The following is a 21,464-nucleotide window of genomic DNA, read 5'->3' as shown; positions in this document are numbered from 1 at the left end:
TTTAAATTTCCCCGCTTTCTTCAACATTTTCGATCGCGACTTTTCCTTGGATCAGGTTCAGCAGACTATAGAGGAACATGATGAACCCGGAAACCGGAACGGACAAGTAGACATAGCCCATCGATAAAGACAACGAAGGAGAAATCTGGCCGGTTGTCACGGATACGGCTTTCCAGCCGCCATAAACTATGATCAGCGCGGCAAAGACCAAGAACAATGCTTGAATAACGATTTCCAACAAGCGCTTGTTTGGGCCGCTCAAGTTATCACTCAACAATGTCACCGCCAAGTGGCTGCGTTTGCCTACAACGTAAGCCATCGCCAACATGGATAACCACACCAGGCTGAAGCGGACAAATTCTTCCGTTACCGTATTTGGATTATTCATGACTGTTCTCATGAAGATTTGGTACAACGTCGTCAGGATCATAACGACGAACACCGCCGAACACAGGATCTCCAACGTCTTATCTAAAAACGTTCTTATTTTTTCCATCATACTCTCCCCTTACTCTGCATCAGCGTGCGCGCGAATCATGTTGTACAATTCGCTGTAGGTCGCATTATTTTTGAATTGTTCATGCAACGGTTCTACGGCTGCTTGGAATGGTGCGATGTCCACTTCGTTGAACACGATGCCATATTCTGCCACTGCAGTCTCTTTTTCTTTCTCGACAGCTGCCTTGAACACGCTCTTCTCGTAAACCGTAGATTCTTCAGCCGCTTCCAGAACCGCTTCGTACTGGTCGTCGCTCAAGCGTTCTTTTACGGCATCGTTCATGATCACAACATCGGGAACGCGCGTATGGGCGTCATAGGAATAGTACTTCGCAACCCCACCGTGGCCGGCTGTGTACAATACGAATTCGTTATTTTCCGCTCCGTCAATCAGGTTGGACTGGAGCGAAGTGTAGACTTCACTGCTTCCCATCGGAACAGCGGAACCGCCCAGCAATTCGACCATCTTGATCGCTGTTTCACTCTGCATGACGCGGATCTTTTTGCCTTTCAGATCTTCAGGCGTATTGATCGGACCGTCCGTCATGTAGAAGCTCCGTTGACCGGAATCGTAATAAGTCAAACCGACAAAGCCAAGTTCTGCAGTCGAGTTGTAGATGCCGTCCATGATTTCGGGATCTTCCATGACCGAGTAGAAATGTTCCTCGCTGTCGAAGATGTAAGGTACCCCAAAAATCGAGTAATCCTTCGAAAAACTTTCCAATGCGGATCCGCTGACTTTCGTGAAGTCGATCCCGCCGGTTTGTGTCAATTCGATCAATTCCGTTTCGCTGCCGAGTTGGCCGTCCGGGAAATACTCAATAACGACTTCGCCGTCTGTCTTCTCTTCGATCAAACGACCGAATTCCTTCATCGAATCGATGACCGGTTGGCTGTTGCTGGCGTAGGCATAGCGCAGTACGATGGCATCTTTTGCTGACACCTCGGAATTTCCGCAACCGGCCAACAAGCCGGTGCCCAGTACGGACATCAAAACAACTGATAATAAATGTTTCTTCTTCATGATATTTCTCCCTTGTTTGTATGATCAGCAGTATGAAACGAGAAGTTCCGTCAAGCATAATACTGTCAATGATTGTCCGTACGGCATCGCCGTTTTATCGATGTTCTTGTAGAATTCCAGGCAATCGCCCATGCCGGTTCCGACCGACACATTCTGCACTTCGCCTTTTTCGTCAATCTGTTCCAACAGACCGTTGATTGCTTTGTAGGCGACTTTTTTGTATTCCTGCGGCAAGTAACGCTTATGAACCGCTTTCAGCAAACCGTAAGCAAATCCGGCTGTTGCGGATGATTCAACATACGATGTCGGGTCATCCAAAAGTGTGTGCCATAAACCGCATTCATTTTGATATTCCGTAATCGCTTTTGCCTGCGCTTCGAGTGTTTGGATCAGGAATGCGCGGAATGCATCGCCTTCACGCAAGTCCATGATCTCGATGATTTCCGGAATCGCAATCGTCAACCAGCAGTTACCGCGGGCCCAGAACGCTCCGGCGTAGTTGTGGTTGCCTTCGAAAGTCCAGCCATGGTACCAAAGGCCTGTCTTCTTGTCCATCAGGAATTTGATGTGCAGCAGGAATTGGTAACGCGCCTCTTCCAGGTATTCGGGACGGTCCAACAAAACGCCGATTTTCGCGAGCGGCAATACCGTCATCATCAAGGTATCGTCCCACAATTGGTTCGTGTTCGAGGGTCCGTAGGTTTCGTGCTGCAATCCGTTTTCATCCGTCCGTGGCATATCCTTCATGACCCATTCGGCCCATTGTTCCAGATAAGGCAAGTAGCATGAGTCTTTTGTATCTTCGTACAGGTAAGCCATCGTCAGCAGCGGCGCCATCGTGTTCACGTTCTTCGGCGGAGCTCCCTCGGTCATCCGTGCTTCGAACCATTCTTCGACAACCGCTAACGAGCGCGGATTTTTTGTGTTTCGGTAATTTTTATAGATGCCGTACAATCCGACACCTTGCGGCCAGTTCCAGACCGTCCAGCTCTTGTCGTCGACTTTCAGTCCGTCGAAGTCCAACAGGAAGTCTCCGTTGTCATCTTTGATTGTCGTCAGATTTTCGATCAGCAAGTCGATTTTCGACTCAACCAATTCCTTCGTCACAAATAATTGTTCTGTAATCACCATTTCTTTACCACCTTCTCGATATATGAATCGCTTTCATTTGATGAGTTAATAATAACAAGCATTCAATTCGAAAAATATGGCGGTTGTTGAACAAAAACTGTCTAAAGTTGCACACCCATTGTATGCGGATTCAGATGAGGAAGCAACCAATAATTCGATTAAAAGCCGTCCCAATTCGTTTTCAGCGCGGTTTCAAGAAAATATATCCGCATTTCCCCCCGCGTATGTTCCGCAATTATGAACGGAGGTGGTGCTAATTTTATGCTCTCTCCTCCGGTGAAGAAACCCTAGCAGGAGATCAGCCAACAATTCCCCTACCTTCTCCGGTGGAGCGGTCTTCATCAGAGATGAATGTTGTTTTCGGTATTGGGCTCCTGCGAGAGGGTCGCTCACCGGAGCTGAGGTCCTCCGCAGGCCTCTTTTGCGATTTCATTCCATCCCAAACTTCAAAAAAATTAGCAAAAACGCCGAAAATGACTCTCGGCGTCTTTGCTTATTCGTTTATTTGGATTTGCAGCCCACGGGGACCGACATTTGTTGAAAAGACAATATGCGTTTTGGTATCGCCGAAGCGTTGCAGGTCAGTGATAAATTCATCAAGCTCGATTGTGTTTGTGAAGTAGACCTTCAATAACATCGAGAAATCACCGGTAATGCAGTCGCATTCCACGACATTGGGGATTGCTTCGACGTAACTGTAAAAATCTTGTTTATCCTTTGCATTGACTGCACAATTCACATAAGCTTTTATCAAAAAGCCCAACTTCTGATGGTCAAGAACAGCTTGATACGTACGAATGTAACCCATACTCTCCAAATTCTGTAAACGCACGGATACAGATGGAGACGAGATGAAACAGTCTTCGGCAATCTGTTTGACAGTGATCCGGCTATTTTTTTGCATAATATTTAAAATTTTCCGATCTAACACATCCATAATGGCCACTCCATTCTCTCATCATATTCTTAATTTTAGTAAGAAAGGATAAGAGTTGCAAGGCTGGGCTCACAGGATGTGTCATGCTTTATGACATTTGCTTCTTCCTGCCATCAAACAAAAGGTAAGCAAACAGAGCGGTTAATCCAAATCCTGCACAAAAGAGGTACATGACTTGAAATCCATACAAACCGGCGATGACACCCCAAAGCATCGCCCCGCCACCATAGGCTACATCCAGGGCAGCCGAGAAAATCGCTATCGCGCGCCCGCGTTCATGATCGGAAATGCTTTGCAAAACAATCGTATTCATGACCGGCAGCAAACTGGCAAAGCCAATCCCATATAGGACCGCCGCTAAAAGAAGATGAACAAGATCATCGGCATAAGCAAGCATGCCAAACGCTGCACTGATACTCAATATGCTTCCGCAAATCAAAAACGTTTGATTGACGCGTTTTAACAATTGGGGGAATAGAAAACGGATCAGAACCGTGACGACCGTCATCACTGTAAAGTAGTATCCGGCTCCGCTTATTTTCTTTTCGATCGCAAACTGTGCGATAAATGCGATGACGCCGGAATTCGCAAAGCAGATCAAAAACATGATCAGACTAGGAAAAATAACGCCCCGATTCTTCATGACGGACAATGCTTCCGTCGCTCCGCCCTTCGTCTTTGGCTTTTCTCCGAAAAAAAGCGTTCTTGGCGATTCCGTACTCAGAAAAAAGCTTAATACAAAAGCGACACTTGTCAACAAAAGCGCCACTCGAAACAAGGCCTCAAATCCGTATGTTTCCACCACAGCCAACCCCAGCAAAGGTCCGATTGCGCCTGGGACTGCTTGGGATATACTGAAGTATCCCAAGCCAACAGATAACTGTTCCTTTGGAATCAAATCCGCCGCCATTGTAGCAGCACTTGTAGCTTGGATGCTGTTGCCGATGCCTTGGACCAAACGTAAACAAAAAAGCATCAGGAGCGTCTGCAGCACATTCAACAAGGCAAAATCAAGGAAAAGAATCCCCAGACCGATTGTGAGCAACAGCCTGCGACCGTATCGATCCAATAGTATTCCGATCGGCAATCGGAAAAACAAAGCCGAGATGCCTAAAATTCCTACGATACTTCCGGCAACCGCTTTAGACCCACCCAGGGCAGTCACATAGAGGGGCAATGTTCCCATTTGGGTCGTGATTGCCGTCATTGCCAAAAACGTGATGCTGTTCACCAAGAGAAAATCTTTGGTCCAAAGCTTGCTATTCACTTCCGTATATTCCACATGTCATCCCTCTCAGACTGCTGTTTTGAAACGGACTTGCATCAAAAATTGTTTTGTCCGTTCTTGTTTAGGGTCATCAAAGACTTCTGCAGGTGTTCCGGATTCAACGACCACCCCATCCGCCATAAAAACAACTTTATCCGCCACTTCTTGCGCAAACTGCATCTCATGGGTTACGATGATCATCGTTTGACCCGTGTCAGCCAATTGCCTCATCACATTCAACACATCCCCAACAAGTTCCGGATCCAGGGCTGATGTGGGTTCATCGAACAACAACAACTCTGGAGACAACGCCATTGCTCGGGCAATGCCGACGCGTTGCTGCTGCCCACCGGATAGTTGAATCGGATACATCCCGGCTTTGTCCGCCATGCCCACTTTTTCAAGGACGGAAGTGGCAATTTGTTCTGCCAGTTTTTTAGGGACTTTCCGGGGTGTAACCAATCCTTCCATCACATTTTGCAGAACCGTCATGTGGCTGAACAGTTCATAAGATTGAAAAACCATCGCCGTTTTTCTGGCAATTTCCCGGCTCTGATGCGAACCAATACGACTCAGGTCATAGCGAAGATCGCCGAGTTCATACATGCCTGCATCGGGCCTTTCCAAGAGATTCAAGCAACGCAAGAAGGTGGTTTTTCCAGATCCGCTCGGTCCGATAATGCAGATAACTTCGCCTTTATTGATTGTCAACCCTACGTTTTTCAATATTTCGTTCTTACCGAAGCTTTTTTTCAGCCCTATTATTTGCGCCTGGATCATCTTCATCTCCTCCTTCTTTTTAATTCTCAAAGCGAGACCGTGTTGCGCGAGATTCCTGCTGTTATAATATCCCGCGCATTGGTTAATGAGGTCTCAACAATTTCTTGTACGGCCAATTCTGTATGGTAGGCAATATGTGGTGTGATCATGACATTCGGCAAGGCCATCAAGCGGGAATGATACGGGTTCTTTTCCCAACCGACGGAAAAATATTTTTCCTCGTCTTCCAACGCATCCAAGGCTGCACCAGCCAGTTTTCCTGTTGATAAAGCTTGGATCAATGCTTCAGTATCGACAATTTTTCCGCGCGCTGTATTCACCAGACAACTTCCTTGCTTCATCTTCGCAAAAGTTTCCTCTGAAAATAGATAAGTGGACTGCTCAGATAAGGGGATGTGTATGGAAAGAACATCCGATTCTTTCAACAGTTCTTCAAAAGAAACATAGCTGACTTTCCCTTTCAAGCGCGGATTTTCTTTTGAGCTTGATGCGATCACGCGACCACCTAAAGCATGGATCCCTTCCGCGACCACAGAACCGATCCGGCCTGTCCCTAAGATTCCGACCGTCACATCTTGCAGTTCTCTACCAATTGTTGTTTTACGGGATGAATTAGTTTGCAGGACGGTCGGGATATTCCGCAGGACCATCAAAATCGACATGATCGCAAAATGACCGACTGAAGTGGGACTGTAAGAAGGAACGTTCGTCACGGTCAAGCCATATTTTTCCGCCCATTCGAAGTTGATCCCATCCACCCCGGTCGATTTGACCGACAACTGGTGGATGCCTTGTTCCCGCAATTTGCGATAAAGCAGCTCGCTTTGGCGCATTTCCGGACTCGGATACAGGCAGACCCCATCATGGGGGCCGGCGAAATGGACATTTTCGCTGGATATGCCTTCGTTGATGATGGTCACGGGTATCTTGTTGCTGAAACTCCAACGCTTGATGAATTTTTCTTCGTCAGCACTGACCCCATAATAAATCAATCTCATTTAATATCCTCCTCAAATCACTTGTTTGGATGATGCAGGTGTCGCTTGTTCCAAAGCTTCACCAAGCACTTTTACGCCTTCCACGATTTCTTGCATTGTCGGTTTTGTGAAGTTCAAACGGAAATAACGTTCATAGCCTTCTTGCGCCACACTCATGATGTTTCCAGGGATCACGGCGACCTTGGCTTCATCCAATGCCGTATAGAATGTTTCCGGATCCAAGTCATCCGCCATTTTGCAGCAGATGAAATAGCCGCCAGTCGGTTTGATGAACTGAATTTTGTCTTCAGGCAACGCTTCAAGGCCCGCAACCATCGCTTCAAATTTCCCCTTGTAATACAGCTTCAACTCCGAGACATGTTCTTCAAACTGATGATTCTGCATGAATTCCGCCAGCATCACTTGCCAATAAAAATTGGTATGGGAATCGGAAACTTGCTTGGCCAAAACCAGTTTTTCCATGATCTCATCCGGCGCCATAATGAAGCCTAAGCGTGCGCTTGGTGCCAAAATTTTGGAGAACGAACCAGCATACATGACGCGCCCGTCCGTATCCATCTCCTTCAGCTTCATGATCGGTTCGCCGTAGTACAGGAGATCACCATAAGGATCATCTTCGAATATCAGCACATCATATTTCTGGGCCAAATTGTAGATCGCTTGGCGTTTTTCCAAAGGAATCGATGTCCCCAATGGATTTTGAAATGTGGGAATGAGGTAAATGAACTTGATGCGTTGATCAAAACGCAGCATTTCTTCCAGAGCTTCCACATCGACAGATTCTTCTGAAACGTTCATCGGAATCGGTAAGGGAATGGCTCCATAGCCTTTGATGGCATTCACCGCGCCTGAAAAGGTTTGTTCTTCGCAGAGCACAACGTCTCCCTCATCACAAAAGACTTTCACTGCAATGTCCATCGCTTGGGTGGAACCAGATGTTATCAGCACCTGTTCCTCATTGTGAAGATTGGCGGTTGCAGCCAGCCGTTCTTTGACCAGCTTACGCAGCAAGGGATAGCCTTCAGAGGCACCATATTGCAAAAACGTTTCCGGATCGACTTCTGTGTATAATTTTTGTGAAATTTTTTGGAGTGTCTCCATTGGAAAAGCTTCAACTGGCGGAAAGCCGTAAGCAAATGAAATCACATCTTTGGCTTCCATATTTTTATTTGCATTCTCCCTTAAAGGCGATGATTTCAATCCTTCGATACGATTTGCGAAACGATATGCCATCTTATTTCCTCCCCTATCTTGCCATTTGAGTTGTGAAGCGGGACAAAAAGGCTTTTGTCCGCTCCTCTTTCGTTTGTTCAAATACTTCTTTGGGTGAGCCTTGTTCAACCACCAGGCCGTTTTCCATAAAGATGATTTTGTCCGACACTTCATAAGCGAATTTCATCTCATGCGTCACCAGCACCATCGTTGCGCCGGTTTCTGCGATGTCCCGAAGGAGCGTCAGCGTTTGTCCGACCAATTCCGGATCCAATGCTGAGGTCGGTTCATCGAACAAGATCACTTTGGGATTCAACGCCAAGGCCCGTGCAATTCCGATTCGTTGCTGCTGGCCGCCGGATAATTGGCTGGGATAAAAATCTTGGCGTTCGGTTAAACCCACTTGTTGCAACAAAGCATCTGCCACTTCATACGCTTCCTGCTTTGTCCTTTTTTTCGTCAGCAACAGCGGCATCACTATATTTTCGCGCGCTGTCTTGTTATGGAACAACGCATAATTTTGAAAGACCATCGCGGTTTGGCGTTGGTGCGCCAAAATTTCTTTCGGATTGGCTTTGTTTACGATCGTTTCGGTCTCTCCAAGGAGAATGCTGCCTTCATCTGCCCGTTCCAAAAAATTCAGACAGCGGAGAAAAGTTGTTTTGCCGGAACCGCTTGGCCCCAGAAGTGTGACAACTTCGCCTTTGGCAACATCCATATCGATGCCTTTGAGGACTTCTTGCTTGCCGAAGCGCTTGTGGATATTGCGTACTTCCATCATAAAATCGCCCTCCTCAATTTACGGGTCATGCGCTGTTCAAGGATTTGCGCACCTTTTTCGATCACCAGGCTGATTCCCCAATAGATGACCGCAACCGCCACATAGGCTTCCAGGAAGCGATAGTTTTGCTGGGCTGTGATCTTCGCGGCTGCAAAGACATCGACGACACTGACCATCGAGGCTAAGGACGAAGCCTTAACCAAGCTGATCAATAAATTACTGAACATCGGTAAAGAGATAGGGATTGCTTGCGGCAACAGAACCCGGCGAATCGTTTGCAGGTCGGTCATGCCCATCGATTTGGCGGCATCGAACTGCCCTTTTTTGATAGCCGCAAATGCTCCGCGAAAAATCTCGCTGCTGTTGATCGTGGCCAATAACGTCAATGCGGAAATGGCGATCCATACCATGTTGAAATCCCTGAACCGAAGCGACCAATTCATGGATTCTGACCAAACATCAAACTGTTTGGAAGCGACCAGGTACAGAGCGAGAATAATCAATACCATCGGAATGCCTTTCAATAAAGTGACAGCCACTTGGAAAAATTGGCTCAGTCCTTTGATACGATAAAGCCGGATCAACGCTATCCCTAATCCTAAAATAACGCCGATGACTATCGATGTGATGGCCATGAATAATGTTGTGCCAATGTATTGGCTTGCTACTTTCAATGATTGGATCATCACCTCAAATTTGAAACTCATGGCCCTCATCCTTTCTTATTCTGGAACGTAATCACCATCTAAGTATTCTTCGGAAAGTTCTTTAATGGTTCCATCCGCTTTTAATTCCTCTAACGCTGTGTTCACGGCATCGATGAAGGCTTGATCGGCTTCTTTATTGAAGAGCAGGTAAGCATCCGAATTATGCACTGGTTCACTGCCGATCGCTAAGTTTTCATCAAAGGAACGGTTCCAGTTATCAACTTGATATTTTGGTGCTAATGATGCATCCACGGCTCCAGAAGTAATCGCTTGAACGATCTGTTCGTTGTTGTATTCGCCATAAACTAATTCAAAAGCATCGGGATTTTCTTCTAAATAGGTTTCAGCCATTGCTGCCTGGTTTGTCGCAGTTGTGGCGTAGACTTTTTTGCCGGCAAGATCGTCAAAGGTCTCATAAACCGTCCCTGCATCCGGATCAGAGACAATGTATGTGTCCCATACCACGTAGCCGACATCCCCGTATACAAATTTTTCTTGGCGCTCTGCGTTTACTTCAAGTTCGAAAGCCGCCATCTGAACTTTATCGCTCTCTAAATTTGACAATGTTGTGGGGAAGTCCGCTCCTTCAAAAGTGAACGTGTAATCCGTCAATTTTTCATCAATGGCTTTCACTACAGCGACATCATAGCCATCATATTCGCCATTTTCGTCCAAATAAGCATATGGCAGAGCTTCATTCCCTGTACCTACTTTAATCTCTGTCGCGCCGCTGTCTGCTGCACTTTCGGTTTCAGCTGAACCACTGCTGCACCCAGCCAAGATAACCCCTGCCATCAATAAACTTGCTCCGAATCCCACTGTTGATTTTTTCATAATAATTCCTCCTTCAAATTTGTCTCGATTTTTTGAACCTTTTTCATTTGACCCTCTTTATTTTTAATAAGGAATAATCTTGGCAGTTGGAATGACGATTTTTTTGCTTCGGTGAAATTCATCCGTTTCTCCAACACGTCAAAGACTCTTTCGAGGATAACGCTCAAAGTAATGAACAGAATTGCCGCGCCTACGTATCCCTCCAACGTGTGGTAGGTCACAGCACCAATGGCCCGCGCTTTTCCTACCACATCCACGATCCCGATTGTAAATGCCAACGATGTATCCTGCAGCAAAGCGACGGTCGTGGTACCGAATGATGGCAATGCGACGAGCACAACTTGCGGAAGAATGACCCGCAGGTACATTTGCGACTTCGTCAATCCACAAGCGATGCTGGCTTCTTTCTGCGTGACAGGTACACTCAAGATTGCTGCTCGAATGGTTTCTGATTGAAACGCTGCGGTGTTCAATCCATACGTAATGTAGATGAAAATAATTTTGTCCCATGATGACACATCAATTTGGATCGCCTGTAAGAGGCTGGGTATACCGTAATAAACGATGTATAACTGGACGAGAATCGGCGTCCCGCGAATAAAGGAAACAAATACTGCGGCGATTTGATTCAATATCGGTATTTTTTCCACCCGTATGAACGCAATAAAACTTCCTAACACCAAGCCTACAAGAGTCGCAATGCCTACAATCAACAATGTCACGGGCAACGCACTGAGAATTTTTGGAAAAAATTCCCACACAAGATCCCAACTAAAGAAACTTGACATTTTATTCCCTCCTCTCACATTTCTTTAAATTCATTACTGTCAGAACTTTCTGAACTTCTTGAATTTCCAATAGAATACCTCACTGTCCCGTCCTTCCACAAGATGTGGTGCCTTCTTGATACCTTAATTCGTAAATAGCGTGCTTTTGATTATGAAAATAAAAAATGAAGCGTAACCATGGTTATATTATTTTGTGGGGAAAGAGGGAGGGGATTGCTTGGATCGCAAGGCAACCTGAGGAATTGAGGTTGTTTTTTTTTCTTCTCCGGTTGCAAGGTCCTCGCCGGAGATCAGATACCACCTTACCCGCCCTCCTTCGGCGAAGCGGTCTTCATCGGAGATGAAGACTCATTTTCGGTGTTGACCTCCGGCCGAATGGTCCTTGGCCGGAGGTCCGGTTATGTTTGAGTTCTCCGGTGATCCATCGCTGGAGTTCGTAACACGCAAAAAAGCCGCAAACGTGAGTATATCAACGTTTGCGGTTGTTTATTTGTGTGTTATACTACTGACTCTTTCAATGACGCTTTCGGATATCATGTAAGAAAGTTACCTATTATGTAACTGCTCATTCGATCTGAAAATGTTTATTGATACTACAAAACAGCATATGATACCAAATAGAACACATCCAATATAACAACCAAAGAATGCAACTACTGAAACTAAGTGGGAGATTAATAAACTTTTAGAGTTATTGATGAAACATTCTTGTTAACCATACTTGGATTGACATCTGATACTAAATTGTTCAAATCTCTTTGCGCTAATAAAATGTCACTAGCCTCAAAAGAACCATATCTCATTGCCATTTGCATAAATTCATTCTCCAAATTCAACTCATTTTCAATATTATGAAGAAATACATAAGCTATATCTGTATTACTTAAGATAATACTAGTATCCTCATGTTCCGGTTTATTGGAAAAAGTATTTATTTTCAAAATCCCTTCATCACATCCCCCAACACATATCATAGCCTTGCTCATAGAATCGGAATAAGCTATCGATTTTGTTGCCCTTCTTACTTCTGTTGTCCACAACTCATAAGATAAATGCTGTTTATTTATTGCAATATCTACAACTGAAAAGCAAGAATGAACAGTCCCTGCAAAAGCTATAAATCGAGTTTCTCCAATTATCCTGTATTTTTCCCAATCATTTTGAATTGTTCCATCGTTAAAAACAGCTCTTCCATCGCTCATAATATTAATATAATTTTTATTCCCCGCTATAGATACAAAACTCAATAGAAACATCCTCCCTTTGAAAAAATTTCCCATAAAACTATTAACTAATACTAGAAAAATAAAATTTCTAGCAAATATTAAAGTATTGCAAAAAATCCAAAGTGGGATTTTTTCTTTTATGTAAGCAACTACCGTGAAAACATGCTAGAGTAAAATAACAATTTTTTACATATAAATTATTGCATGTTAGTGGCTTTTTGCGCATTCTTCAGCTATATATTTTCTGACAAAATAATATTTAATTTTTACAATTTAATTTGGAGCAGAGTTCAAGTACTGTGATAATTTTTGAATGTAATAATCAGGGTAACTCTTTAATTCCAAGAATATTTTATCTGAATAATTTTTGATTACTGAATAAAATGAGACACTTTTATTTTTTTGATTTCCCAATAAATCATCAATCAAATTAGCTAACATACGATCATTGGCAATTTTTTCACAAAATTCTATTGAGAAAGCGCTACTGACACCATATTTAATCATTTTCTGAATTTTGGTAAGTTTTTCTATCAGTACAGAGTTCTCTTCACTGACTGCATCCAAGAGCGCACCAATGAAAAAGGAGAAATCATAAGAAATGCAATTCTTCAGTATTTTTTCAACCTTTTGAAATTGATTTTCGTCAAGCATTATTTGAATATCTAGAACTGATTTCCCTGATATCCATGCATTTACTGCTATTAGATAATTTGACAAATCAAGATCCAGCGTTACCTCAAAGAGCTGATAATACCATTCAATGACAATCATGATAATTTCGTCTAAATTCATTTGTGCAAGTTCATCTTCTAAACCCCTAACCCTTTCGAAGATTCTTTCTGAAACATCAAGACCGTACAAACTCTTTGAGTAAAAGAATTTATTATCTTCATCAATCATATTTTGAACTTTTATTGAAATACTTTTGAAAATATGTTTTAGTAACTTTTCCTGGCTCTCATCGGCCAAATAAACAGCAAAAGTATTTTCAAATATTCCTTTAACGAGTTCTTCGAAATCTATCTCATTGCGTTTTTCAACATAAATGAATGATAAATAGTTTTCTAAATCGTCAATAACCCGGAAAATATTGTTAGCATAATCCTCAGTAACCTGTTTTGCGCGTTCAGAAGACTCTGAAGAAAATTCACTAAATTTATCTAAAACCAGACTTTTCCAATTTGATTCTTTCAAATAATATGCATTTATCCAAGCAGTAACACTATAAGAAGGCAAAATATGTCCACCGAAATCTGGTGTGAAGCTTTCAACCAGAATAAGGATACGGCTCCTACATTCTTCTATCATTTTGTTTGCAAATGCTATCCTATTATCTCTCCATAACATTTTCCCTCGATAATTTCTATTTCTGTTATCAAAAATGGTTTCATCCATTAACACAATTGATCCCTCAGTATATACCCCTGATCTAGCAGTTCTACCAATTAAATTTGCTATTTTCCGGTTTTGTATTGTCCCGCCTCCTTGCGATAGAGAATGAATCAATAAATATTTAATTGGTATATTTACACCTTCCGCCAGCGTCGACGTACTGATAACTGCTTTGTAGTGATTGTTCTTTATTGCATGCTCTACAGATTCTCGAATCCCTTCAGATAAAGCAGCATAATGCGGAAGTACTCCAAATGATGACACTTGTGTGTATACATGATTATCATTATAGTGAAGTCGAAAAAGGTTCCTAAATTTTTGTACCTCAATTTGATTAGTTTGTTCAAGTGTTTGCTGCATAATGTTATGTCTTGTGTTGAGTTCGGTCATTCTTTTCATTATCGTATTAATGGAAGCGGGTTTCCCAACAAAAGTTGCAACAGATCCATTTTCTACAAGCTTATTAACAAAATAGATACATAAATCGACTCTCTTATTAGTTGGAGAATCATTTCTCGGGTATTTCCATTTGTTGAAATTATTGTTATTGATATTAAAATCTTGCGCTTGAATTATATTGGGAACAAAGAATGATTCCTCATTCACAAGATTATTATCATAAAAATGAATTTGGTTATTGGAGCTAAAATAGCCAATCGATTTTTCTGATGTTTCAATTTTATCGACACTATCAACAACTCTATTTTCACCGAATAACCATTCTGAGATTTGATTAGAATTAGACAAAATAGCAGAAAATAGTATTTTTTGACTATCTGCGCTAGAAAGTCTATTTACCTCAGCTACCAGCAATTCATAATTCACCCCCCTTGATTGATCATCAAAAAGGTGCGCCTCGTCAAAGATAAAAAGATCGATATAATTAATGAATTGTGGTTGATGTCTTAAAATAAAGTTGAACTTTTCGGGTGTCGCAATTATGATATTCTTTTTGGAATTATCAAAAGTGGTATCATCTTGGTAAATTTCAGTAAACTCCGTCACTTTTACTCCAGAGAAAGTATTGAAAATAGTATTCAGATTAAAAGAAATTTCGTTGTAGAGTGCTCGTAATGGAGCAATAACAACTACATTCTGCCTCTCTTCAATCATCAATTTTTTGTAAATAATCAACTCAAAACTCTTTGTTTTTCCAACACCAGTTGGAAGAGGAACAACGCAATTTTTATTGATTAATGCACCATCCTTGATAATCATATTTTGTGCTGGCCAAAGAAGATGAATACTATTTGGTAAATTAAGGTACGGGGCCCATGCTTCTATCTCCACACCTGATTTATTTGGTAGAGCGATCCATGAAGAGTATTCTCGTGCCAAAGTAATTATTGGTTTGACAAAATCGATGAATGATACCTCAAATATATCATTTGAATTTTTTAATTTCGTTCTAAGATTTTTATAATTATCAAAAATTTTCTGAAAATCGCTCCCATACATAAAATGGTTTCTAATTGATTGTACTATTGGACCGTACATAGAATCACTATCAAAAGTGGTTCTTGATGAATCAAACAATAATATTTCGAGAATTTGATAAATTGCCAATTCAATGGTTGATCCCAACTTTGCTGGATCAATTTTAGCTATTAACACCTTAGAATTCCCAAAATTTTCAATAGTAAAATAGGTGATAGCTCCTAATAAAAGTAGAGTTGCATCATATGACAAATCTTCTTCCGCTTGTACTGCGAAATCAAAGTATTGAGCTATAACTTTCAAATCATCTGTTCGAAGTTCTGAAAGTTTATCGTAATCTTCGAGGAATTCTTTTTCACAAAATATAGAAAGAACATATATTGTTGTGTAAATTAAATCAGCAGAATTTAGAGGGAACTCAGGAAAGTCAACCTCATCAACAAAAAACTCCCTCAATTTAGATTTAGTTTTTTCGTACATTAACATTCTTTCAGATCGGTTTGTTAGAATCATTCTATGCACCTCTCATATAAGTCATGAACCAAATCCATCAACTTACCACAGTGAATCAAAAATATACTATCAATTTTTGTAAGTCTAATTTCGCCCTCATCTTTAAAATCTATTTGTACATCATGCTCCACGTTGGCTCGACTTATTGCAGCTCCCGCAATAAGTCTTTTAATATAATCCTTTTCAGATTTCATTTGAAATCTAGCTACTCTCCTCGCTTCATCATGCTTCCCCATACTCTTCAATTTTTTACGGTAATAATTTAATGTCATCGAGTATCTGAATTCGTCTTTTATTGAATCTTTTATCGCTTTATTCAGTGTGCCGAAATCAGAAGTTGTGGCTCCCATTTTAGATTCAACTGAACTCAGATGATCTTCTGGATGTGGTTTGTAATCTGGATTATAGAATTTATATGCAAGTATGTCAGTTCCTTGTTCACTTTGAGTGGGAGTGGCACGATTGTAAAGCTTGCATCTCGGCACTTCAAAATCATAAATAAACTCTAATAAATCAGAAAAGACAATTTCCCCAAAATCAGCGGACCTCATTGTAGCGCCTTTTTCCATACTTTTTTGTGGGATAACGTTCTCACGCAAGTATTCTTCAGCAGTCATACCTGTTTCTTCTAAAGACTCAGCAAGAGACTCATCTGATTCATATTGCCTCCGTATATGTTTTGCCCATATTCTTAAAGTTTGATCATCTTCTAAATCATAGTTAAGCTTATAGCATTTAATTATTTTTTCATCTCTCATTTCAATGTCACATTCTTCGACAAGCCACTTTATATGTTCTGGAATTATCATACCTTCTCCTTTCATAAACATAAAATAACGGGTATATCCTCTTGGACACCTATTTTCGAATAATTATGGATTAAGTCTAAAATATTTTTGTCAAACTCTATAGCTGTTGTTATTGTTAACTAACTTGAGAAGTTTTCGATTACTATTATATCAGTATTTTTAACTATTAACACAATATTTTTAAAGAACTGGCTACTGTGGTGACTAAATAGTAATTCATAATCTCTTAATAAATTTTTCATAGTTTATTCAATTCCACAAATTGACAACTACCATCAAGCTTGACTTATGTCTCACTCGTAATATCAATGTCAGGTAACAATAGTTGCTTAAAAGATCAGCTGAACCAAGTTCTTTTTCTAAACGTTAACATCTAATGATTCTGCTTATTGCATAAAAATTCGAATTATGTTCCTAAATATCAATATTTAAGAACATTAAAATTGTTTAATCCCTCAATTAAATATGCAAAAAAAATTCAAGTTACTTTTCAGTGTGAACCTGCTTTCACTAACTGTGTCGTCTATAATACTCAAAAATGACAAATCAAGTCTTCAGCGAGTTATATCCTAACACGAAGAAGGTAGCGCAGATAGGTTCACTCAGTACATTGTAGTAGAACAATATTTCCCCTAAAAATTATCATTGTTGATATTATTAACGTTAATTCAAATTCTACAAAATAAAAAAGACTAGAAATACTTAATTTAAGCATTTCTAGTCCTTATTTTTGTATTATCCCACTGACCCTTCCATCTCATAAGCAATCAGTCTGTTCAACTCGACTGCATACTCCATCGGAAGTTCTTTGGTGAATGGCTCTACGAAGCCCATGACGATCATTTCGGTCGCTTGGGACTCGCTGAGGCCACGGCTCATCAGGTAGTAAAGCTGCTCTTCGGAGATTTTGGAAACTTTCGCTTCGTGCTCTAGGGAGACTTTGCCGTTGTGGATTTCGTTGAACGGGATCGTGTCGGAAGTGGAAATGTCATCCATGATGATCGTGTCGCATTCGATATGCGAGATCGATCCTTCCGATTTCTTGCCGAACTTCACTTGTCCGCGGTAGTTCACTGCCCCGCCGTCTTTGGCGATCGACTTGGAGACGATCGAGCTGGACGTGTACGGTGCGTTGTGGATCATTTTTGCGCCGGTATCCTGCAGTTGGCCTTTTCCGGCGAAAGCTACGGAAAGCATCGTTCCTTTGGCGCCACGGCCGTTCAGGAAGACACTCGGGTATTTCATGGTCACTTTGGCACCCAGGTTGCCGTCGATCCATTCCATTGTCGCGTTTTCCAGGGCTACTGCGCGTTTCGTCACCAAGTTGTAGACATTGGCTGACCAGTTTTGGATGGTCGTGTAACGGCAGTAAGCATCCTTCTTCACGATGATCTCAACGACTGCGGCATGCAGGCTGTCGGCCGAATAAGTCGGCGCGGTACAACCTTCAACATAGTGGACGCTGGCGCCTTCGTCGACGACGATCAGCGTGCGTTCGAATTGGCCGGAGCCTTCGTTGTTGATACGGAAGTATGTCTGCAACGGCACATCGCATTGGACGCCTTTAGGCACATAGATGAACGTGCCGCCGGACCAAACGGCCGAATTCAAGGCTGCTTCGAAGTTGTCCGTTGGTGGCACAACAGTCGCAAAGTGTTCCTTGAAGATTTCCGGATATTCCTTCAGGGCTGTATCCGTATCGGTGAAGATGATGCCCAGTTTCTCGAACTCGTCCTTCATGTTGTGATAGACGGCTTCCGACTCATACTGGACAGTTACGCCGGCCAGATAAGCGCGCTCGGCTTCAGGAATCCCGATCTTTTCGAAGGTTTCCTTGATTTCGTCAGGCACATCTTCCCAAGTCCGGGCGACTTTATCGGTGGCCTTCTGGAAATAGGTGATTTCGTCGAATTTGAGAGTGGATAGATCCGGGCCCCATTTTGGCAGCCCTGTTTTTCTGTATGCTTCCAATGATTTCAGACGGAAATCCAACATCCATTGTGGTTCATCCTTAGACTCGGATATTTCTCTGACGATTTCTTCAGTCAGCCCTTTGCCGGTGGAATAGATGATTTTTGCGTCGTCATGAAAGCCAAATTTATAATCGTCAACTACTGGTACTTCGCTCATAAAATCTCTCCTTCATGCGGGGATTCCGCTTGTTCTTCCCCTTTTTCTTTTTTGTCTTGGATAATCGCTCTTTCCAAAGCTTTCCAAGCCAAAGTCGCGCATTTGATGCGGGCAGGGAATTTCGCGACGCCGTTCAGGACGATCGCTTCGCCGAGGTGTTCCTCATTCGGCTCGATTTTGTCCTGCACCAGCAGGAAAAATTCTTCCGCCAAGGCCAATGCTTCTGCCTTCGTTTTGCCGATGACAACGTCCGTCATCATGCTGGCGCTGGCTGTGCTGATGCTGCAGCCGTGGCCTGAGAATTTGGCGGCAGTGATCGTGTCGCCATCCATCGCCAGTTGTAAAGTGATGACGTCGCCGCAGGTCGGGTTGTTCAGCTCGATCTGTTCATCGGCGTTTTCCAAGGTGCCGTAATTGTGCGGATGACTGGAGTGGTCAAGAATGACATGGCGGTATAGGTTTTCTAGTTTAGATAAAGCCATCTTTGAAAAACTCCTTTATTTTATGCAAGGAGGCGATGAATTGATCGGCCTCTTCGAATGTGTTGTAGAAATAGAAACTCGCTCTGGCTGTCGAGGATACGTCCAAATAACGCATCAACGGCTGGGCGCAGTGATGACCGGCGCGGACAGCGATGCCTTCCATATCGAAAGCCGTAGCCAAGTCATGCGGATGGACCCCTTCCAGATTGAAGGTGATGACGCCCGTATGCTTTTCCGGATCGGCAGGACCGTAGACAGTGATGCCTTCGACAGCCTGAAGTTTCGGCAGCACGTACCGAACCATTTCCTTCTCGTAGGCTTCGATGGCATCCATGCCGATCGCTTCGAGATAGTCGACGGCAGCCCCAAGGCCTATTCCGCCGGCGATGTTCGGTGTGCCCGCTTCGAATTTCCAAGGCAGGACGCTCCAGGTGCTTTCCTGATCGTAGACAAAATCGATCATTTCGCCGCCGAATTCGACTGGCTCCATTTTTTCAAGCAAGGCTTCCTTGCCGTATAGCACGCCGGATCCGGTAGGGCCAAGCATTTTGTGGCCGCTGAAGGCGTAGAAATCGGCATCCAAGGCCTGCACATCGACTTTCATGTGCGGCGTCGATTGGGCGCCGTCCACTACGATGTAGCCGTTGTGCTGGTGGATCAATGCAGCCAGTTCCTTGATCGGGTTGGTGATCCCCAAAACGTTCGAGGAATGGCAAACCGATAGGATTTTACCTTTTGCAGTGATGACTTCGGCCGATTTTTCGACATCGACGAAGCCGTCTGCAGTCAACGGCAGGTAGACCAATTTGGCCTTCTTGCGTTTCGCCAACTGTTGCCAAGGAACCACGTTGGAGTGGTGCTCCATCGGCGTGATGTAGATTTCATCGCCCTCTTCGACGATCAGATCGCCGAAGCCGACTGCAACCCAGTTCAGGCCGGTTGTCGTGCCGCGGGTGAAGAGGACTTCCTTCATCGAAGCGGCATTGATGAAGCGGCGCAATTTTTCGCGGGCGGCTTCATAGGCTGAAGTCGCGCGTTCCGCCAACGTATGCACGCCGCGGTGGATATTGGCGTTGTCAAATTCGTAATAATGTTGGATGGCTTCCAGCACCTGTTTCGGTTTTTGTGAAGTGGCCGCGTTGTCCAGATAGATCAGCGGCTCGTCATTCACGGTCTGGAAAAGGATCGGGAAGTCCTGTTTGATTTTTTTTGCATCGATCAAAGCTTCATCAACTTCCTTTCGATCATATCCACCAAGCTATCACGGATTTCTTTGACCGGGATGGCCGCGATGACCGTACCCAGGAATCCGCGGATGACCAGACGTTCGGCTTCTGCCTTAGGGATACCACGGGAAAGAAGATAGAACATCTCTTCCGGGTCGACGCGTCCGACGCTGGCGGCATGGCCGGCTGTGACGTCGTTCTCGTCGATCAAGAGGATCGGGTTCGCATCCCCTCTGGCGTTATCGGACAGCATCAGGACGCGGCTTTCTTGTTGCGCATCTGCGCCCTTCGCGCCTTTGATGATGTGGCCGATGCCATTGAAAGTCAAAGTCGAACGGTCCATGATGACCCCGTGCTGCAGGATATGGCCGATTGAGTGCTTGCCGTAGTTCGTGACGCGGGTATCGATGCCCTGCACTTGTCTGCCTGTGGAAACAGCAACGACTTTGATTTCACTGTGGGAACCGTCGCCGATCAGATCGGAATCGAAATCGGAGATGACATTGCCGTCGTTCATGACGCCGATCGCCCACTCGATGGAGGAATCCTTCAACAGGTGGCCGCGGCGGTTGATGTAGACTGAAGTGTTTTCGCCCATGGTGTCGACTGCAGAGAATTTGACTTGCGCGCCGGTTTTCGTGATGACTTCAACGATGATGTTGGCGCTGTTCTTTTCGTTGCCTTCGGTTTCGTAGCGCTCCACGTATTTGACTGAGCTATTCACGTCAGCAACCAAAAGCACGTGTTTGACGAAGCTTTCCTTCACGTGGGAATTCTGGATGAACAGAGCTTCCAACGGTTCTTCGATGACGACGTTCTTCGGCACGTATAGGAAGACGCCGCTGTTCATGAAGGCTGTGTGGAAAGCGGTGAAACGGTCTTCTTCCGGCTTCACGGCTGTCGTCATGTAGTATTCTTGGACCAATTCAGGATAATCCTGAGCGGCTGTATATAAGTCGGTGAAAATGACGCCTTGATCGATCAAATGCTGTGGCAATTGCTCCATCAGCGTCACATTTCCGTATTGTACGATTTTCGGTGTGTCGCCCAAGTCGTATTGGAGACCTTGGCTATTCACCAATTCCTCGCCGTATGCACCGGCGGAGATGGTTGTGTCAAGGAGCGGCCAACGGTGGTAGCTGATGCGTTCCATCAATGGGAAAGCTAGCTCTTCGTATTTTTCCAGCCATTCCAAACGTTTCGTGCGCATCCATTCCGGTTCTTCCTTTTCAATGGAAAACAGGCGAACCACATCCAACAAGGACGTTTTTTCTTCGTTCAGCATGTGA

General features: G+C 43.7%; 19 protein-coding genes. All 19 read right to left on the bottom strand.

Going from position 1 to position 21,464, the window contains the following annotated elements; genetic code table 11:
* Position 1: 1 nt before the first annotated feature.
* The 19 genes from AC0J5I_RS10095 to sufD all read right to left on the bottom strand — a co-directional run bounded on the left by AC0J5I_RS10095 (position 2) and on the right by sufD (position 21,460).
* Positions 2–496, bottom strand: coding sequence for a TRAP transporter small permease (locus tag AC0J5I_RS10095; protein WP_475299686.1), 495 nt, complete (start codon positions 494–496; stop codon positions 2–4).
* Between the two features lie 12 nt (positions 497–508).
* Entirely contained in the window at positions 509–1,522 is a 1,014-nt protein-coding gene (locus AC0J5I_RS10090) for a TRAP transporter substrate-binding protein (RefSeq protein ID WP_475299685.1), read from the bottom strand.
* Between the two features lie 24 nt (positions 1,523–1,546).
* Complete coding sequence (gene bglB, locus AC0J5I_RS10085) at positions 1,547–2,653, bottom strand: beta-galactosidase BglB (RefSeq protein ID WP_475299684.1); 1,107 nt, start codon at positions 2,651–2,653, stop codon at positions 1,547–1,549.
* Between the two features lie 493 nt (positions 2,654–3,146).
* Positions 3,147–3,590: an Lrp/AsnC family transcriptional regulator gene (locus AC0J5I_RS10080; protein WP_475299683.1), complete on the bottom strand. Its 444-nt coding sequence runs from the start codon at positions 3,588–3,590 to the stop codon at positions 3,147–3,149.
* Between the two features lie 88 nt (positions 3,591–3,678).
* A complete protein-coding gene (locus AC0J5I_RS10075; protein ID WP_475299682.1) occupies positions 3,679–4,872 on the bottom strand; it encodes an MFS transporter in 1,194 nt (397 codons plus the stop codon).
* Between the two features lie 12 nt (positions 4,873–4,884).
* Entirely contained in the window at positions 4,885–5,637 is a 753-nt protein-coding gene (locus AC0J5I_RS10070; protein ID WP_475299681.1) for an amino acid ABC transporter ATP-binding protein, read from the bottom strand.
* A 26-nt stretch (positions 5,638–5,663) separates the two neighbouring features.
* Positions 5,664–6,635, bottom strand: a complete 972-nt coding sequence (locus tag AC0J5I_RS10065; protein ID WP_475299680.1) for an NAD(P)-dependent oxidoreductase — start codon at positions 6,633–6,635, stop codon at positions 5,664–5,666.
* 12 nt (positions 6,636–6,647) lie between these two features.
* Entirely contained in the window at positions 6,648–7,868 is a 1,221-nt protein-coding gene (locus AC0J5I_RS10060) for an aminotransferase-like domain-containing protein (protein ID WP_475299679.1), read from the bottom strand.
* A 13-nt stretch (positions 7,869–7,881) separates the two neighbouring features.
* On the bottom strand, positions 7,882–8,628 hold the full coding sequence (locus AC0J5I_RS10055; RefSeq protein WP_475299678.1) for an amino acid ABC transporter ATP-binding protein: 747 nt from the start codon (positions 8,626–8,628) through the stop codon (positions 7,882–7,884).
* Positions 8,625–9,335, bottom strand: coding sequence for an amino acid ABC transporter permease (locus AC0J5I_RS10050; protein ID WP_475299677.1), 711 nt, complete (start codon positions 9,333–9,335; stop codon positions 8,625–8,627). The genes AC0J5I_RS10055 and AC0J5I_RS10050 overlap by 4 nt, the downstream gene beginning before the upstream one ends.
* 15 nt (positions 9,336–9,350) lie before the next feature.
* Entirely contained in the window at positions 9,351–10,169 is an 819-nt protein-coding gene (locus AC0J5I_RS10045; RefSeq protein WP_475299676.1) for a transporter substrate-binding domain-containing protein, read from the bottom strand.
* Positions 10,166–10,957, bottom strand: coding sequence for an amino acid ABC transporter permease (locus AC0J5I_RS10040; protein ID WP_475299675.1), 792 nt, complete (start codon positions 10,955–10,957; stop codon positions 10,166–10,168). The genes AC0J5I_RS10045 and AC0J5I_RS10040 overlap by 4 nt, the downstream gene beginning before the upstream one ends.
* A 674-nt stretch (positions 10,958–11,631) precedes the next feature.
* The gene (locus tag AC0J5I_RS10035) at positions 11,632–12,204 is read right to left on the bottom strand and encodes a hypothetical protein (RefSeq protein ID WP_475299674.1); all 573 of its coding nucleotides are present in this window, start codon (positions 12,202–12,204) and stop codon (positions 11,632–11,634) included.
* Positions 12,205–12,456: 252 nt separating this feature from the next.
* The gene (locus AC0J5I_RS10030) at positions 12,457–15,528 is read right to left on the bottom strand and encodes a DEAD/DEAH box helicase (RefSeq protein ID WP_475299673.1); all 3,072 of its coding nucleotides are present in this window, start codon (positions 15,526–15,528) and stop codon (positions 12,457–12,459) included.
* Positions 15,525–16,337, bottom strand: coding sequence for a Hachiman antiphage defense system protein HamA (locus tag AC0J5I_RS10025; protein WP_475299672.1), 813 nt, complete (start codon positions 16,335–16,337; stop codon positions 15,525–15,527). The genes AC0J5I_RS10030 and AC0J5I_RS10025 overlap by 4 nt, the downstream gene beginning before the upstream one ends.
* Before the next feature lie 735 nt (positions 16,338–17,072).
* The gene (gene sufB / locus AC0J5I_RS10020) at positions 17,073–18,467 is read right to left on the bottom strand and encodes a Fe-S cluster assembly protein SufB (RefSeq protein WP_475299671.1); all 1,395 of its coding nucleotides are present in this window, start codon (positions 18,465–18,467) and stop codon (positions 17,073–17,075) included.
* The gene (sufU, locus tag AC0J5I_RS10015; protein ID WP_475299670.1) at positions 18,464–18,949 is read right to left on the bottom strand and encodes a Fe-S cluster assembly sulfur transfer protein SufU; all 486 of its coding nucleotides are present in this window, start codon (positions 18,947–18,949) and stop codon (positions 18,464–18,466) included. Before sufU ends, sufB begins: the two co-directional genes overlap by 4 nt.
* Positions 18,936–20,171, bottom strand: coding sequence for a cysteine desulfurase (locus tag AC0J5I_RS10010; protein ID WP_475299669.1), 1,236 nt, complete (start codon positions 20,169–20,171; stop codon positions 18,936–18,938). Before AC0J5I_RS10010 ends, sufU begins: the two co-directional genes overlap by 14 nt.
* A complete protein-coding gene (gene sufD, locus AC0J5I_RS10005) occupies positions 20,168–21,460 on the bottom strand; it encodes a Fe-S cluster assembly protein SufD (RefSeq protein WP_475299668.1) in 1,293 nt (430 codons plus the stop codon). Before sufD ends, AC0J5I_RS10010 begins: the two co-directional genes overlap by 4 nt.
* Between the last annotated feature and the right edge of the window lie 4 nt (positions 21,461–21,464).

This window comes from Trichococcus sp. TS_SC_9, assembly GCF_056156325.1.
This window is presented reverse-complemented; position numbering and strand designations above follow the sequence as displayed.

Excerpts from the sequence above, each read along its gene's own strand:
- sufD (WP_475299668.1), bottom strand. The coding sequence starts at position 21,460 with ATGCTGAACGAAGAAAAAACGTCCTTGTTGGATGTGGTTCGCCTGTTT.
- AC0J5I_RS10095 (WP_475299686.1), bottom strand. The coding sequence starts at position 496 with ATGGAAAAAATAAGAACGTTTTTAGATAAGACGTTGGAGATCCTGTGT.
- AC0J5I_RS10030 (WP_475299673.1), bottom strand. The coding sequence starts at position 15,528 with ATGATTCTAACAAACCGATCTGAAAGAATGTTAATGTACGAAAAAACT.
- sufU (WP_475299670.1), bottom strand. The coding sequence starts at position 18,949 with ATGGCTTTATCTAAACTAGAAAACCTATACCGCCATGTCATTCTTGAC.
- AC0J5I_RS10025 (WP_475299672.1), bottom strand. The coding sequence starts at position 16,337 with ATGATAATTCCAGAACATATAAAGTGGCTTGTCGAAGAATGTGACATT.
- AC0J5I_RS10040 (WP_475299675.1), bottom strand. The coding sequence starts at position 10,957 with ATGTCAAGTTTCTTTAGTTGGGATCTTGTGTGGGAATTTTTTCCAAAA.
- AC0J5I_RS10065 (WP_475299680.1), bottom strand. The coding sequence starts at position 6,635 with ATGAGATTGATTTATTATGGGGTCAGTGCTGACGAAGAAAAATTCATC.
- AC0J5I_RS10080 (WP_475299683.1), bottom strand. The coding sequence starts at position 3,590 with ATGGATGTGTTAGATCGGAAAATTTTAAATATTATGCAAAAAAATAGC.
- sufB (WP_475299671.1), bottom strand. The coding sequence starts at position 18,467 with ATGAGCGAAGTACCAGTAGTTGACGATTATAAATTTGGCTTTCATGAC.
- AC0J5I_RS10050 (WP_475299677.1), bottom strand. The coding sequence starts at position 9,335 with ATGAGTTTCAAATTTGAGGTGATGATCCAATCATTGAAAGTAGCAAGC.
- AC0J5I_RS10055 (WP_475299678.1), bottom strand. The coding sequence starts at position 8,628 with ATGATGGAAGTACGCAATATCCACAAGCGCTTCGGCAAGCAAGAAGTC.
- AC0J5I_RS10060 (WP_475299679.1), bottom strand. The coding sequence starts at position 7,868 with ATGGCATATCGTTTCGCAAATCGTATCGAAGGATTGAAATCATCGCCT.
- bglB (WP_475299684.1), bottom strand. The coding sequence starts at position 2,653 with ATGGTGATTACAGAACAATTATTTGTGACGAAGGAATTGGTTGAGTCG.
- AC0J5I_RS10045 (WP_475299676.1), bottom strand. The coding sequence starts at position 10,169 with ATGAAAAAATCAACAGTGGGATTCGGAGCAAGTTTATTGATGGCAGGG.
- AC0J5I_RS10090 (WP_475299685.1), bottom strand. The coding sequence starts at position 1,522 with ATGAAGAAGAAACATTTATTATCAGTTGTTTTGATGTCCGTACTGGGC.
- AC0J5I_RS10070 (WP_475299681.1), bottom strand. The coding sequence starts at position 5,637 with ATGATCCAGGCGCAAATAATAGGGCTGAAAAAAAGCTTCGGTAAGAAC.